Raw genomic sequence first — 15,009 nt, 5'->3', positions numbered from 1 at the left:
CGACTTCTCGACTGTCTCAACCATAGGCCCGGTGAAATTGCACTACGAGTAAAGATGCTCGTTTCGCGCAGCAGGACGGAAAGACCCCGGGACCTTTACTACAGTTTGATATTGGTGTTCGGTTCGGCTTGTGTAGGATAGGTGGGAGACTTTGAAGCCGTGACGCCAGTCATGGTGGAGTCGCCGTTGAAATACCACTCTGGTCGTGCTGGATGTCTAACCTCGGTCCGTGATCCGGATCAGGGACAGTGTCTGATGGGTAGTTTAACTGGGGCGGTTGCCTCCCAAAGGGTAACGGAGGCGCCCAAAGGTTCCCTCAGCCTGGTTGGCAATCAGGTGTTGAGTGTAAGTGCACAAGGGAGCTTGACTGTGAGACCGACGGGTCGAGCAGGGACGAAAGTCGGGACTAGTGATCCGGCGGTGGCTTGTGGAAGCGCCGTCGCTCAACGGATAAAAGGTACCCCGGGGATAACAGGCTGATCTTCCCCAAGAGTCCATATCGACGGGATGGTTTGGCACCTCGATGTCGGCTCGTCGCATCCTGGGGCTGGAGTCGGTCCCAAGGGTTGGGCTGTTCGCCCATTAAAGCGGTACGCGAGCTGGGTTTAGAACGTCGTGAGACAGTTCGGTCCCTATCCGCTGTGCGCGTAGGAATATTGAGAAGGGCTGTCCCTAGTACGAGAGGACCGGGACGGACGAACCTCTGGTGTGCCAGTTGTCCTGCCAAGGGCATGGCTGGTTGGCTACGTTCGGGAGGGATAACCGCTGAAAGCATCTAAGCGGGAAGCCTGCTTCGAGATGAGTATTCCCACCTCCTTGAGAGGGTAAGGCTCCCAGTAGACGACTGGGTTGATAGGCCGGATGTGGAAGCCCCGTGAGGGGTGGAGCTGACCGGTACTAATAGGCCGAGGGCTTGTCCTCAGTTGCTCGCGTCCACTGTGTTAGTTCTGAAGCAACGAACACGCCCCCTGCGGGGTGCGGCGGTTCGTGAACTTCATAGAGTTTCGGTGGTCATAGCGTTAGGGAAACGCCCGGTTACATTCCGAACCCGGAAGCTAAGCCTTTCAGCGCCGATGGTACTGCAGGGGGGACCCTGTGGGAGAGTAGGACACCGCCGAACAATTTTTAGCCTCAACCCCCGGACTCCGTCCGGGGGTTGAGGCATTTTTGCGTTCCGGGGCCATTCAGGCCGGCGTGACCAGGTGGGTGTCGTAGGCCAGGATGACCGCCTGGACCCGGTCCCGGGCGCCGGTCTTGGCGAGGATGCGGCCCACGTGGGTCTTGACCGTGGATTCCGCCAGGTGGAGGCGTTCCGCGATTTCCGTGTTGCTCCAGCCCTTGCCGATGACCGTGAGGATCTCGCGTTCCCGGTCGGTGAGGGAGGTGACGCGGGGGTCCTCGGGAGGCGGGGGCGCTGTCGGGGACGGCGGCAGGTGGTGGATGTAGGCGTCCAGGAGGCGGCGGGTGAGGCTCGGGGCGACGACCGCGTCGCCGGCGGCCACCGCGCGGATGCCCGCGAGGAGTTCCTCCGGCTGGGCGTCCTTCACCAGGAAGCCGCTCGCGCCGGCGCGGAGGCCGTCGTACGCGTACTCGTCGAGGTCGAAGGTCGTGACGATCAGGATCCGGGTGCGGGCGCCCGTGGCGATGACGCGGCGCGTGGCCTCGATGCCGTCCAGGCCGGGCATCCGGATGTCCATCAGGACGACGTCGGGGTGGTGCCGGTCGACCAGGCGGATCGCCTCGGTGCCGTTCGAGGCCTCGCCGACGACCGTCATGTCGTCCTGGCTCTCGAGCAGCAGGCGGAAGCCGAAGCGCTGCATCGGCTGGTCGTCCGCGATGAGAACGGTCGTCACGAGGGGGTGTCCTCCCGGGGGAGTCGGAGCCGGACGGCCCAGCCGCCGGTCGGCAGCGGGCCGCATTCGAGTGTGCCGTCGTAGAGGGCCGCGCGCTCGCGCATTCCGGTGAGTCCCTGGCCCTGGCCCGGGGCGGGGATCGGGGCCGTCTCGCCGGTGTTCGTGATGTCCGCCCGTACGTCGTCGGGGGTGTAGGTCAGGATCACCCGCGCCTTCGCTCCCGCGCCCGCGTGTTTCAGGGTGTTCGTCAGGGCTTCCTGGACGACGCGGTAGACCGTCAGTTGGGCTCCGGGTGGGAGCTGTTGCGCGGTGGGATCGTCGCGGGTCTCGAACCGTACCGGCAGGCCTGCCTTCCGTACGCCGGTGATCAGGGTGTCGAGGTCCGCCAGGGTGGGCTGGGGGTCGCGGGCCGCGGCCTCCTCGTCGTCGCGCAGGACGCCGAGGAGGCGGCGGAGTTCGGCGAGGGCCTGGCGGCTCGTCGTGCCGATGGCTTCGAGTGCCTGGCCGGCGCGCTCCGGGTTCCTGGCCGCCGCGTAGCGGCCGCCGTCCGCCAGGCCGGTGATGACGGACAGGTTGTGGCCGATGATGTCGTGCATCTCGCGGGCGATGCGGGTGCGTTCGGCGGCCGCCGCGAGCCGGACCTCCTGGTCGCGTTCGATCTCCAGGCGGCGGGCCCGGTCGACGAGGCCGGCGGTGTAGTCCTTGCGGGAGCGGACCGCGATGCCGAGGAGGGCGACCAGGGCGTACGCCCACAGGGTGGGGACGACGCGCTGGTCCCAGGACTCCGAGGTGAAGCGGACCGCGCCCGTCACGAGCGGCGGCAGGATCAGGGCCAGGGACCACAGGAGTGCGCGGGGCGGGCGGCTGAGCGCGATGTGGAAGAGCGGGAGCATCTGGAGGTACGCGGCCTGGAGGAAGGCCCCCGAGCCGTCGCTGACCAGGGTCGCTCCGGCCATCACCGCCAGGACGGCCGTGGGATGACGCCGGCGCCAGTACAGGGGTACGGAGAGGGCCAGGGACAGGGTGACCACGAGCCAGGCCGGGACGGACGGGTCGCGGGCGGTGTTCCGCCAGCCGCCGGCCGCGTCCACGAGGGCCGCCACCGTCCAGCAGGCGGTGAGCGTGGCGTCCCAGATCCAGGGGCGGCCCTTGTCGAAGGCCCGTACGCGGGCGAGGAGGCGCTGGGCGTGTCTGCTCGGGCCCGTCGTCCCGGGCGGCTGCGGTGTCTCCTCCGTGGTCACGCCGTCATCATCCTCATACGTCCCGGCGCTTGAGCAACAGGGCGGGGACGGCGAGTGCCGCGGCCGCCCACAGGAGCAGGGCGAGGAAGGCCGCGCCGGGCGAGGCCGCGCCCGGGAGGGGGGTCGCGGAGCCGAGGACGCCGGCCGCCTGCGTGGGGAAGTACCGGACGACGGTGTCCATCACCGCGTACGGGAGCATCCCGAGGATCTCCGGGACGATCAGGACCCCGCCGACGAAGGCGCCGATCGCGCCCGGCACCGAGCGGAGGGCGGCGCCGAGGCCGAGGGCGATCAGGCCGAGGAGGGTGACGCCGGCCGCGTTCCCCGCGATCGCGGCGAGGACGCCGTCGTCGGTGAGGGAAGCGGCCTGGTCGGTGTCGGAGAGGAAGACCTGGGCCGTGAGGAAGGTCAGCAGGGCGGTGAGGAGGGAGAGCGTGAAGACGGCGGCCGTGTAGACCGTGGCCTTCGCCCACAGGACGGGGAGGCGGCGGGGGACGGCCGTCAGGGAGGCGCGGATCATGCCCGTCGCGTACTCGCCGGCGGTGACGAGGATGCCGAGGACGGCGAGGGCGATGCCGCCGAGCTGGGAGCCGTACAGGGTGAGGACGACGGTGTCGACGTCGGAGTCGCCGCCGTCGGAGGTGTAGGTGGCGCCCATGAGGATGCCGACGCCGAGGAGGAGCGCGGCGGAGGCGAGGACGGTGATCCAGGTGGAGCGGACGGTCCAGAGCTTGTGCCACTCGGAGCGGAGGACGCGGGACGGGGTGATCGCGAGGGTGGTCATGCGGGGGCTCCCTGGTATTCGACGGAGTCGCGGGTGAGGTCCATGAACGCCTGCTCCAGCGAGGGGGCCTGCGGGGTGAGTTCATGGAGGGGGACGCGGTGGGCGGCGGCCGCGCGGCCGATCTCCGGCGCCTCCACGCCGGTGACGAGGAGGGTGTCCGGTCCCTCCGTGGTGATCCGGGCGTCGGGGAGGAGCGTGCGCAGGCGGTCCGCCTCCGGGGTGACGACCTTGACGCTCGTGCCGCCCGAGGTGCGGACGAGCTCGTCGACGGTGGTGTCGGCGAGGAGGCGGCCCTTGCCGATGACGATCAGGTGGTCGGCGGTGAGCGCCATCTCGCTCATGAGGTGGGAGGAGACGAGGACGGTACGGCCCTCGGCCGCCAGGTTCTTCAGGAGCGTGCGGATCCAGAGGACGCCCTCCGGGTCGAGGCCGTTGACCGGCTCGTCGAGGACGACGGTGGCCGGGTCGCCGAGGAGCGCGGCGGCGATCCCGAGGCGCTGGCCCATGCCGAGCGAGAAGCCCTTGACGCGCTTGTGGGCGACGTGGGTGAGGCCGGCGAGGGCGAGGACCCGCTCCACGCGGGCGCGTGGGATGCCGTGCGTGTGGGCGAGCGCCATGAGGTGGTGGTGGGCGGAGCGGCCGGGGTGCACGGAGCGCGCTTCCAGGAGGGCGCCGACGTGGGTGAGCGGGGCGCTGTGGGCTGCGTAGGGGCGGCCGTCGACGGTGGCGTGGCCGCGGGTGGGGGCGTCGAGGCCGAGGATCATGCGGAGGGTGGTGGACTTCCCGGCGCCGTTGGGGCCGAGGAAGCCGGTGACGGAGCCCGGGCGGACGGTGAAGCTGAGGTCCTGGACGACGGTGGTGTCCCCGTACCGCTTGGTGAGGTTCTCTGCTCGGATCATGCCTTCGACGCTAGGGAGCGGGCGGGGGCCGGGCGTCGGACCGGGGGCGGGTGTGCCGGGGTGGGCGTAGTACCCGGGTACCACGGGGGAAAAGGCCTTGTCAGGGGGTGCGGGCCTCGACAGGATCGGCGGCATGGACTATTCGATACGCACCATCCGCGCCGACGAGTGGGAGAAGACCCGCGAGATCCGGCTGGCGGCCCTTCAGGACCCGATCGCTCACCTGGCGTTCCTCGACACGTACGAGGCGGCCGTCGAGCGGTCCGACGACTTCTGGAAGGAGCGGGCGGAGGGCGCGTCCGAGAGCGGCGAAGGGAAGGCGCGGCAGTTCGTGGCCGAGGCCCCGGACGGCAGCTGGGCGGGCACGATCTCGCTGCTCGTGGAACGGCCGTCGGACGAGGTGCGGTTCGGCGAGGTGGCGAAGGTCGACCAGACGCACATCGTCGGCGTGTACGTGCGTCCCGAGGCGCGCGGCACCGGTGTGATCGACGCGCTGTTCCAGGCGGGGGTGGAGTGGTCCTGGGCGCTGTCGGAGCCGACGGTCGCGCGGGTGCGGCTGTATGTCCACGAGGAGAACGCGCGGGCTGCGGCGTTCTATCGGCGGTTCGGGTTCGTGGCGACGGGGGACGCGGTGACGGTGCCGGGGGGCGAGGGGGCGATGGAGTTGGAGTACGAGGTGGTGCGGCCTTCGGCGGGTGCGGGTCAGGGTACGGGAGCCTAGGCGCGGCTAGGGGTGCCGTTCCGTTGTGCCCACCCGTTCCGCCCCAGCGGAACGATTGCCTAGGACGGGCCAGCGGGACCTTGCCTGTTCCTCCGAGCGCATCAGGGCCAGGGTCGGGAGGCCATGGGTGTGGCCCGTCGCCAGGAGGTCCGGGAGCTGGGGGAGGGGGGCCACGGCGGCCACGTCGTCGAGGACGAGGGTCAGTGGTGGGTCGAGCCGACCGTCGGATGACCGTGCGGCCATGCGGCGGCCGTGCTCGACCACGCTTGCGGCGAGGGCCGTGAGGAGCGGCATCGCGCCGGGGTGGGTGCGGGGATCCTCGATCGCCTCGCCCACCACATAGAGCGTGCCCCCTTCGGCGAGGAAAGATGCGAGTGCCAGCGAATCAGTTCGATTCGGTACGCATGCCTCCCTGATGTGGATCGAGGAGAGGGCCCCGAGCGCACGTGCCGTCAGTTCCTGTGCCAGGCGGCGGCTTTCGGGGTGAGCGGTGAGCGCCGATTCCAGGAGGCCCGCCAGGCCCGAGGCGGCCTTCGGGTGGCTGCGGAGGATGCGTACGGGCTCGTGGGCGCCCGCGCCCTGCGCCCAGCGGTGGACCTGTCGGAAGGGGCGGCCGTCGACTGCGGCGGCGTGCAGCCAGCAGCGCAGGAGCGTCTCCGCGGTGTCGGCGGTGGCCGCGTCGAGGCGGGAGTGCGGGCGTACGGGGGCGAGCAGGGCGATCGCGCGTTCCTGCGCCACCGCCGGGTCCTCGCAGCGCTCGGACGGTGACCAGTGGAGCCGGGCGGGGGTGTCGCAGAGGTGGCCGGGGTCGTGCACCAGGACCGGGCCGAGTTTGCCGCGCGCGTCCTTGGTGGAGGACCAGACGGCGGGGTCGGAGGTGACGACCAGGACCGGGCCCTCGGCGTCCAGGATCGCCTGCACGGCGGCCGGGCGGCGGGTCTCCGGGGGGCCGTAGACGGTGCGGGGGGTGGCTATGGGGACAAAGGCGGTGGCCGCGGTGGCGGGCGGGGCCTCCACCGCGGCCGGCGCCGGGGTCGGCGCGGGAGTCGGTGGTGGGGTGGGCTCCGGTGGGCGCTCTTCCCTCGGGCGGCGCGGGGCCGGAGGAGCGGGGGGCACCTCCTGGGCGGCCGGGGAGTGCCGTACCTCCGCGTCCTTCCGTACCTCCGCGTCCTTCCGTACGGGCGTCCCTTCGTACGTCCCCGTCTTTCGGTTCGCGCGGACCGCGCGCCAGCGGGCCAGGGTGCCGAGGACGAAGACGGCGAGGACCATCAGGATCATCGCCTCGCCGATCACCAGGCCCCAGAAGAGGCCGTACCCCGACAGCTGGTCCGGCGGGGTCGTCGGCCAGGCGGCCGGGAGGTCCGTCGGGGCCGTCGCCAGGGCGCGCAGGGCCGACGGGGTGCCCGCGAAGGCGACCCCCTGCGGCCAGGCGCCGTGGGCGAAGAGGCCGGCGAGGCCGGTCGCCGTCCACACCAGGACCGTGAGACCGAGGAGGAGGGCGAACAGGCTGAGGAGCAGCCCGTCGGAGATCCCCCCGCCTCCCTTCCGTGCCTGTTCCATCTACGCCACCGTCGACTGCGAAGTGCCGTTCATCTGCTGCTCGATGAGGATCGCCCGCTGCTCCGTCTCCCACTCCAGCTCCGGGTCCGTGACGGAGGACTCCGTCATGGCGCGGTCGGTGTAGACGAGCGGGCGTTCCTTCTCGGTGATGAGGTGTTTGACCACCTGGACGTTGCCGTTGACGTCCCAGACCGCGATGCCGGGGGTGAGGGTCGGGATGATCTCGACCGCCCAGCGGGGCAGGCCGAGGACCCGGCCGGTGTTGCGTGCCTCGTCGGCCTTCTGGGCGTAGATGGTCCGGGTGGAGGCCATCTTGAGGATCGCTGCCGCTTCTTTGGCCGCTGCTCCGTCGACGACGTCCGAGAGGTGGTGGACGACGGCGACGAAGGAGAGGCCGAGGCGGCGGCCGAACTTCAGGAGGCGCTGGAACAGCTGGGCCACGAAGGGGCTGTTGATGATGTGCCAGGCCTCCTCGACCAGGAAGATGCGCTTCTTCCGGTCGGGGCGGATCCAGGTGTGCTCCAGCCAGACGCCGACGATCGCCATGAGGATCGGCATGGCGATGGAGTTGCGGTCGATGTGGGACAGGTCGAAGACGATGAGCGGGGCGTCCAGGTCGATGCCGACCGTGGTCGGGCCGTCGAACATGCCGCGCAGGTCGCCGTCGACGAGGCGGTCCAGGACGAGGGCGACGTCCAGGCCCCAGGCCCGTACGTCGTCTATGTCGACGTTCATCGCCTCGGCCGATTCGGCCTCCGGGTGGCGCAGGCGCTCGACGATGTCGGTGAGGATCGGCTGCCGGTCGGTGGTGTGCTCGGTGACGTACGCGTGGGCGACCTTGAGCGCGAAGCCGGAGCGCTCGTCGAGGCCGTGGCCCATCGCCACCTCGATGATCGTGCGGAGGAGGGCCAGCTGGCCCGTCGTGGTGATCGACGGGTCCAGGGGGTTGAGGCGGATCCCGGAGTCGTTGGCGACCATCGGGTCCAGGCGGATGGGGGTTATCCCCAGCTCCTGGGCGATGAGGTTCCATTCGCCGACGCCGTCCTCGCCCTGGGCGTCGAGGACGACGACCTGCCGGTCGCGGAAGCGGAGCTGGCGGAGCACGTACGTCTTCTCGAGGGCCGATTTTCCGTTGCCGGACTCGCCCAGGACCAGCCAGTGCGGGGCGGGGAGCTGCTGACCGTACAGCTGGAAGGGGTCGTAGATGTAGCCCTTTCCGCTGTAGACCTCGCGGCCGATGATGACGCCGGAGTCGCCGAGGCCCGGTGCGGCGGTCGGCAGGTAGACGGCCTGGGCCTGCCCGGTGGAGGTGCGGACGGGCAGGCGGGTCGTCTCCACCTTCCCGAAGAGGAAGGAGGTGAAGGCTTCGGTGAGGACGGACAGCGGATCTCGCATGGGTCTGTGCCCCTTCGGCCCTAGCGGCGGATGCCGGTCGCGAACGGCAAGGTGTTCACAAAGGCCCGGTGGTGCTCGCGGTCGCACCACTCCAGCTTCAGATACGACTTGCCGGCGGAGGCCCTGATCGTGCGCTTGTCCCGGGCGAGGGCCTCGGGCGAACGCGACGACACCGTGATGTACCCGACGAGGTTCACTCCTGCCGCGCCGCTGGCGAGATCTTCACCCCGCTGGTCGAGCCGGCCGTGGGCGGCGATGTCGCGCGGGTCGACCGTGCGGTTCATCTTGGCGGCGCGGCTGGCGTCGGCCTCGTCGTTGGTCTTCTCGGTGAGCATGCGCTCGATGGCGACCTCGGTGGGCTCCAGGTCCATGGTGACGGCGACCGTGCGGATGACGTCGGGGGTGTGGACGAGGAGCGGGGCGAGGAAGTTGACGCCGACCGGGGTCATCGGCCACTCCTTGATCCAGGCGGTGGCGTGGCACCAGGGGGCGCGGGTGGAGGACTCGCGGGTCTTGGCCTGGAGGTACGTCGGCTCCATCGCGTCCAGTTCGGCGGGCCAAGCGTTTCGTTTCGTCATGGCCTGGATGTGGTCGATGGGGTGGTCCGGGTCGTACATGGAGTGCACGAGGGAGGCGAGCCGGGACTGGCCGAGGGGCTGGCGGACGCGGATGTCGGCCTCGGCGAGGCGGGCGCAGATGTCGGTGAGCTCGCGGGCCATGACGACGGCGAGGCCGGCGTCGCGGTCGAGCTTGCGGGCGCCGGAGGCGTGGCGGGCGGCGCGGGCCATGGCGTTGGCCTCGGCGGCGAGCTCGCGGGTGTAGTGCATGCAGGCGACGAGGTAGGCGCGGTGCTGCTCGCTGGAGGTGGAGACCATCGACTGGAGCTGGTCGTACGAGTCCTGGAGCCACGCGGGCGCGTGCGGGTCGCCGCGCTGGCCGACGTCCTTGGCGTGCGCGTCGGGGTCGGCGGGGAGGGTGCGGGCCAGCATCTGGAGGCGGGTGACGAAGCCGTCGCCGTTGGCCACGTGCTTCAGGAGGGTGCCGAAGCGGTCGACCAGGGCCTCCTGGTCCTCGCTGTCGCGCAGGCCGACGCCGGGGCCCTCGATCTCGATGGCGGCGGTGACGGTGCGGCGGTCGGCGTGCAGGAGGACGGCGATCTCGTCGGGGCCGAAGGGGGCGGCGAGCCAGCCGACGTTGCCGATGCCGGGGGGCGGGCCGACCTCGACCTCGCGGCCGTCGAGGCGGGTGCCGGCCTCGTGGGCGACGGAACGGTAGGTCGTGCCGCGCTTGAGCATCCGCTTGTAGCTGCGGTTGATCTCGAACCACTTGTAGAAGGTGCGGTGCTTGTACGGGAGGTACACGGCGGCGATCGCGAGCATGGGCAGACCCGCGAGGAGGGCGATCCGCAGGGGGAGGAGGGGGACGAGGAGTCCGCTCATCATGCCGAGGAAGGCGCCGACGATGATCAGGGCGATCTCGCCGGTCTCGCGGTTCTTGCCGACGATCGCGTTCGGCCGGGCACGGCCGACGAGATACGTGCGGCGGGGCGCGACCGGCTGGGACTGGGTCGTCAACGCCCTGCACCTCCAGAGTTCTTGCGGTTGCTGTGCGGGGTACCCGCGGTGGGACTGCTGCTACGGGGCGGGGGCGTCGCGCCGCCGGTGCCGCCGCCTCCGCCGCGGCTGCTGTGCGCGGCCATGCCGCCGGAGACGGGGTTGGCGGGGCGGGGCGCGGAGCCCTGGGACTGGCCGCCGCCGCTGTCGCGGGTGCTGTGGGTCTTGATGCCCTGGGAGACGAGGGACGCGGGGGAGGAGATGACGGCCGCGGCCGCGTTCTCGCCGGCGCGGTGGAGGCGGTTGTTGCGGGAGGCGGCGATCTCGTCGCCGAAGCCGGGGACGAAGCGGTAGATCATCGCGGAGGCGAAGATGGCCAGCAGGATGATCGACAGGCCGGACACGACGGCGGAGACCGAGTCGGGGCCGGTGCCGGAGGAGAGCGCGCCGGCCAGGCCGAGGACGATCACGATGACCGGTTTGACCAGGATGATCGCGATCATGATGCCGGCCCAGCGGCGGACGTGGCCCCACATGTTCTTGTCGACGAGGCCGGAGTAGACGACGACGCCGAGGAGCGCGCCGACGTACAGCAGGACGGCGCGGAGGAACAGCTCCAGGTAGAGGACGCCGGCGGCGAGGACGGTCACCAGGGACACGATGATCAGCATGATGGGGCCGCCACCGATGCTGTCGCCCTTCTGGAGGGCCTCCTTGAAGCTGCCGAAGAAGATGTCGGTCTGCTGGCCCGTGCCGGAGGCGATGACCTCGGTGATGGCGTCGGTGGCGTTGACGACGGTGTAGAGGATCAGGGGCGTGAACGCGGAGGCGAGGACCGTCAGCCAGAGGAAGCCGATGGCCTCCGAGAGGGCCGTGGTGAGGGGGACGCCGCGGACGGCCCGCTTGGCGACGGCGAGGAGCCAGAGGAGGAGGGTGAGGAAGGTGGCGGCGGCGAAGACGACCGCGTAGCGGCCGAGGAACTGCATGTTGGTGAAGTCGACGTCGGCGGTCGCCTTGACGGCCTTGGAGAGCTCGTCGATGACCTTGATGGCGGCGTCGGCGAAGCCGCGGGAGAGGGAGGTGAGGGGGTCCAGGGCGGTGGTGGGGTCGGTGACGGGGGTCTTGTCGGCTCCGCCGCCCGTCTGGCCCTTCTCGCAGAGGTCTCGTGCCTGCCCCACGATGAGGCGGCAGGGGTTGTCGGCGGCGCTCGGGGACGGCGTCGGGCCCGACGGGGTCGGCGTGGGCGCCGCCTGGGCGTCGGAGGCGAGCAGGAGCGGTGCGCTGAGGAAGGCGACGGCGAGTGCGGCCGTCGCGCGACCCGCCAGACTTCGGCTAGCGGGCATAGGTGAATCCTCCGTATCCCTGGACGGCCTCGGCGATCTCGTCGGCCGTGGAGGCGCGGTTGTCGCCGTTGACCGGTGTGGGGCCCTCGCTCTGGGTGGAGGACTCCACGCGCCAGTCGCCCCCGACCCACGTGAGCTTCTCCGTGAGGGTGAACCAGGTGGACGTGACGGGCTTGGTCGAGCCCGCCCCGGCGAGGCCGACCAGACCGGTGCACCAGACCTCGACGGTCGCGGAGGTGTCGGTGTAGTCCCGGACCTTGGTGCCGACCGGGATCGTGCGGGAGACGAAGGTCAGGCCGGAGGGGGCGGCGCCGTTCGCGTCGAGTCCGATGCCTGCCAGGAAGTCGGCCGTATAGGCGGCGTTCAGCTGCCGCACGAGGTCGTCCGCGATCTTGGGATCGTGGATGGCGCGCACGATGCCCTCGCGGGGACCGGCCTGGAACATGTCGATCGACCCCAGCGCCACCGCGTAGTTCGTCGCCGCGCTCTGGGCGCCCTGGTCGTCGTGGCTGTAGCCCGTGGGGATCGCGCCGTTCTTGCCGGTGACCGGGCGGACGCCCGTCGCGGCGGTGGGGGCGGTCTTGTCCGGTGTGCCGGAGCGGGCGCCGGCCGCGTCCGCCGGTTCGCCGCCGCCGCGGTTGGCGAAGGCGATCGCGGCGATGAGGAGGACCACCACGCCCACGACCGTGATGAGGGATCGGGAGCTGCGGACGGGGCGGCGGGCGCCGCCGTAGACGTCGCCGCTGTTGCCCTCGGGCAGGCGGGTCCGGGTCTGGCCCGAGCCGCCCACGCCGCCGAAGCTGTCGTGCTCGTCGCCGGGACTCATGCCGGGTACGCCCCCTCACTCGTTCGCGGGTACGGCCGTGCTTCAACATGACTGGGCATCAGGGAACGCATTCTCAGGAAGGTCGAGTCCGACGGGAGATCAGACGGCCATCCCGTACACGATGGTGAACAGCGTCCCCAGCGACCCGATGATGAAGACACCGGTCAGACCGGCGACGATTAGGCCCTTGCCCTGTTCCGCGCTGAACGTGTCCCGGAGGGCGGTCGCGCCGATGCGCTGCTTGGCCGCTCCCCAGATGGCGATGCCGAGGCAGAGCAGGATGGCCACGGCCATCACGACCTCGATCATCACCTTGGCTTCGGCGCCCAGGCTCCCGAAAGGCCCCCAGTTGGGGGCGATTCCACCGATGATGGTGTTGATGTCGCCCTTTTCGGCCGCCAGGTACATATAACTCACCGCCCCTGTTGGGTACTTGTGCGCCCCTGCCGAACGGCATGGGTCATCGCCCTATCTTCGCTGATGAAACCGCCCATGTGTGACGGCTTGGCGGCTCTCTTTACCCGATCCCCGCACACTTGACCGGTCTGACCGTCTTGACCTGCGGTGGTGTGGCCGGTTTCCATGCGAAGAAGCGTATGGTCACTCTGTGTATCACGGAGAGTGACTCCGGGCAATGATTGTCGTTGTTGCACTCTTGGGGCCGCGTCAAGGGGCGGCTGCTAGCGCAAGGCGGACGACGTGCCGGAGGATGCGGCGAGCCTCGGGGATCCCTCCGTCCGTTCCGACTTCTGGTTTCTGGACACCTCCGTTCCGTCCGCTTCGTCCACCCCCTGAACCGGCACCCGCCCGCCTAGACTGGTTTTCCGGGCGTACTGCCATGAGCCGAGGGGTGGTTGACGGTGCGTAGGGGTGGCAAGGCCTGGCTGTGGGCCGGTGGGGGGCTGGGGGTCTGCCTCGGTCTCGTCGCGCTGCTCGTCGTCGGCACGTACTCCGCGGCGGCCGGCATCGCCGGCGGCGCGGGCGCCAAGAACGGTGCCGTGGCCCTCGCGAAGGGCTCCGTCCCCGCTCTGTACCAGGGGCTCGTGCAGCGGTGGGGGAATCTCTGTCCCGCCATCAATCCGGCGCTGCTGGCCGCCCAGCTGTACCAGGAGAGCGGCTGGAACCCGCGGGCGATCTCCCCGGCCGATGCCCGGGGCATCGCCCAGTTCATCCCCGGCACCTGGGCCGGGCACGGCGTCGACGGCGACGGGGACGGGGACCGGGACATCTGGGACCCGCAGGACGCCATTCCGTCCGCCGCCTCGTACGACTGCGAGCTCGCCGGCTACGTGAAGGACGTCCCCGGGGATCCGGCGAACAACATGCTGGCCGCGTACAACGCGGGCGCGTACCGGGTCATCAGGCACGGCGGGGTGCCGCCCATCAGCGAGACGCAGAACTACGTCCGCATCATCCGGTCCCTGGAGAAGAGCTTCGCCCGGCCGGTGGGCCGTGTCGCGCCCTCGCAGCAGGCCGCGGCCGCCATCCACTACGCGCAGCAGAAGCTGGGCACCCCGTACCTCTGGGGCGGTACGGGCACGGCCGCGCAGAACGGGCGCTTCGACTGCTCCGGGCTCACCCAGGCCGCGTACGACAGCGTCGGCGTGCAGCTGCCGCGCGTCGCCAACGACCAGTACAACGCCGGGCCGCACCCGAGCCGGGACGAGCTGCTCCCGGGCGACCTCGTGTTCTTCTCGGACGACCTGACCAACTCCCGGGCCATCCGGCACGTCGGCATCTACGTCGGCGGCGGCTACATGATCGACGCCCCGCGCACCGGGGCCGTGATCCGCTTCGACCGGATCGACACCCCGGACTACTTCGGCGCCACCCGGGTCACCCAGGAGGGCGCGGCGGCGCTGCCCACCCATCTTCCGCAGGCCTGAGGGAAGCAGACGGGCCGTCGCCTTCGGGGCGTATCGGGCATGGCTGGAACTCTCCGTCATGCGCAGGCCCTGGGCTGCGGCGGGCCGTCACTCTTCGATAACGTCGGCATGATCCACCGGAGAGAGCGGAACGTACGCCTCAGGCGGTTCGTTCCCTGATCCGACCGCTCTGACCACGGGGGTTGGAAACCAGACACGAGAGCAAGGGGCCGCAGCAGATGGCTGGACTCGCATCGGACGGCTCGAACCCCGATGTCGGCCTGCTCTACGACATCAACGGACTGGCCAAGGCCGCTCCGCCGTGGTTCGACCGCGTCATGGAGTTCGTCGGCGAGTACGGGATCGTGCTCGCGATGGTCCTCGTCGTGCTCTGGTGCTGGTGGAGCGTCCGCAGGCGCGGCACCCTCGCCGACTCCGTCTCGGCCGTCGCCGGGCTCGTGTGGGCCCCGCTGGCGGCCGGCATCGCCCTCCTGGTCAACATTCCCATCCGCGGCTTCGTCGAGCGCCCCAGACCCTTCAGGGACCACCAGGGCCTGGAGGTCCTCGTCGACGGGAAGACCGACTTCTCCTTCGTCAGCGACCACGCCACGCTGACGATGGCGCTCGGCGTCGGAATCTTCGTCGCCCACCGCCGCTTCGGCCTCGCCGCCCTCGCGCTCGCCCTCGCCGAGGGCTTCGTCCGGGTCTACATGGGCGTCCACTACCCGACCGACGTCATCGGCGGCTTCGCCCTCGGCACGGCCGTGGCGCTGCTCCTCGCCCCGGTCGCCCTCGCCCTGCTGACGCCCGTCGTCTCCGCGGTCGCCCGCTCCGGCCGCGGCGCCCGGCTCGTCCGCTCCCGCCGGGGCGACGCGGCACGCCGCCCCGAGACCGTCGGCATCCCCGAGCCCCGGCTCGGCGGCCCCGCCGCCGGCACCGGCCAGAACGACCTCGCCGCGTAGGACCGGT

Annotated in this window: 13 protein-coding genes and 2 rRNA genes (1 of these 15 only partly in view); 5 read left to right on the top strand and 10 right to left on the bottom strand. The window is 70.7% G+C overall.

Annotated features, from left to right (window positions below; all coding sequences use genetic code 11):
- Together BLW86_RS17665 and rrf are read left to right on the top strand one after the other, a co-directional pair.
- A 23S ribosomal RNA gene (locus tag BLW86_RS17665) occupies positions 1-921 on the top strand; it begins 2,201 nt to the left of the window's first position.
- A gap of 82 nt (positions 922-1,003) precedes the next feature.
- Positions 1,004-1,120: ribosomal RNA gene (rrf, locus tag BLW86_RS17660) — 5S ribosomal RNA — on the top strand.
- Positions 1,121-1,184: 64 nt separating this feature from the next.
- Here the strand turns inward: rrf and BLW86_RS17655 are convergent.
- Genes BLW86_RS17655 through BLW86_RS17640 form a run of 4 tightly spaced genes read right to left on the bottom strand, consistent with a single transcriptional unit; the run spans position 1,185 to position 4,777 of the window.
- A complete protein-coding gene (locus BLW86_RS17655) occupies positions 1,185-1,853 on the bottom strand; it encodes a response regulator (RefSeq protein ID WP_093874938.1) in 669 nt (222 codons plus the stop codon).
- Positions 1,850-3,094 carry a sensor histidine kinase gene (locus BLW86_RS17650; protein ID WP_093874937.1) on the bottom strand — a complete coding sequence of 415 codons (1,245 nt, stop codon included), beginning with the start codon at positions 3,092-3,094 and terminating at the stop codon, positions 1,850-1,852. Before BLW86_RS17650 ends, BLW86_RS17655 begins: the two co-directional genes overlap by 4 nt.
- 13 nt (positions 3,095-3,107) lie before the next feature.
- Positions 3,108-3,878 (bottom strand): ABC transporter permease, encoded by a 771-nt coding sequence (locus tag BLW86_RS17645; protein WP_093874936.1) that lies wholly within the window; start codon positions 3,876-3,878, stop codon positions 3,108-3,110.
- A complete protein-coding gene (locus tag BLW86_RS17640) occupies positions 3,875-4,777 on the bottom strand; it encodes an ATP-binding cassette domain-containing protein (protein WP_093874935.1) in 903 nt (300 codons plus the stop codon). Before BLW86_RS17640 ends, BLW86_RS17645 begins: the two co-directional genes overlap by 4 nt.
- A gap of 133 nt (positions 4,778-4,910) precedes the next feature.
- Between BLW86_RS17640 and BLW86_RS17635 the strand changes: the two genes are divergently transcribed.
- On the top strand, positions 4,911-5,498 hold the full coding sequence (locus BLW86_RS17635; protein ID WP_093874934.1) for a GNAT family N-acetyltransferase: 588 nt from the start codon (positions 4,911-4,913) through the stop codon (positions 5,496-5,498).
- Between the two features lie 6 nt (positions 5,499-5,504).
- Here the strand turns inward: BLW86_RS17635 and BLW86_RS17630 are convergent, their stop codons facing one another.
- From BLW86_RS17630 to BLW86_RS17605, 6 genes are all read right to left on the bottom strand, one after another.
- Positions 5,505-7,058: a type IV secretory system conjugative DNA transfer family protein gene (locus tag BLW86_RS17630; protein ID WP_093874933.1), complete on the bottom strand. Its 1,554-nt coding sequence runs from the start codon at positions 7,056-7,058 to the stop codon at positions 5,505-5,507.
- A complete protein-coding gene (locus tag BLW86_RS17625; RefSeq protein WP_093874932.1) occupies positions 7,059-8,453 on the bottom strand; it encodes an ATP-binding protein in 1,395 nt (464 codons plus the stop codon).
- Between the two features lie 20 nt (positions 8,454-8,473).
- Positions 8,474-10,027, bottom strand: coding sequence for an SCO6880 family protein (locus BLW86_RS17620; RefSeq protein WP_093874931.1), 1,554 nt, complete (start codon positions 10,025-10,027; stop codon positions 8,474-8,476).
- Entirely contained in the window at positions 10,024-11,349 is a 1,326-nt protein-coding gene (locus BLW86_RS17615) for a hypothetical protein (protein ID WP_093874930.1), read from the bottom strand. The genes BLW86_RS17620 and BLW86_RS17615 overlap by 4 nt, the downstream gene beginning before the upstream one ends.
- Positions 11,339-12,175 (bottom strand): DUF8175 domain-containg protein, encoded by an 837-nt coding sequence (locus BLW86_RS17610; RefSeq protein WP_093874929.1) that lies wholly within the window; start codon positions 12,173-12,175, stop codon positions 11,339-11,341. Before BLW86_RS17610 ends, BLW86_RS17615 begins: the two co-directional genes overlap by 11 nt.
- A gap of 99 nt (positions 12,176-12,274) precedes the next feature.
- Entirely contained in the window at positions 12,275-12,583 is a 309-nt protein-coding gene (locus BLW86_RS17605) for a hypothetical protein (RefSeq protein WP_093874928.1), read from the bottom strand.
- 446 nt (positions 12,584-13,029) lie between these two features.
- Between BLW86_RS17605 and BLW86_RS17600 the strand changes: the two genes are divergently transcribed.
- Positions 13,030-14,061: a C40 family peptidase gene (locus BLW86_RS17600; protein ID WP_093874927.1), complete on the top strand. Its 1,032-nt coding sequence runs from the start codon at positions 13,030-13,032 to the stop codon at positions 14,059-14,061.
- Positions 14,062-14,279: 218 nt separating this feature from the next.
- Positions 14,280-15,002, top strand: a complete 723-nt coding sequence (locus tag BLW86_RS17595; protein WP_093874926.1) for a phosphatase PAP2 family protein — start codon at positions 14,280-14,282, stop codon at positions 15,000-15,002.
- Positions 15,003-15,009: the final 7 nt, after the last annotated feature.

Origin of the sequence: Streptomyces sp. TLI_105, from assembly GCF_900105415.1 — a bacterium.
Taxonomy (GTDB): Bacteria; Actinomycetota; Actinomycetes; order Streptomycetales; family Streptomycetaceae; genus Streptomyces.
Note: the sequence above shows the minus strand (reverse complement) of the source record. Positions and strands in the feature narration are given on the sequence as shown.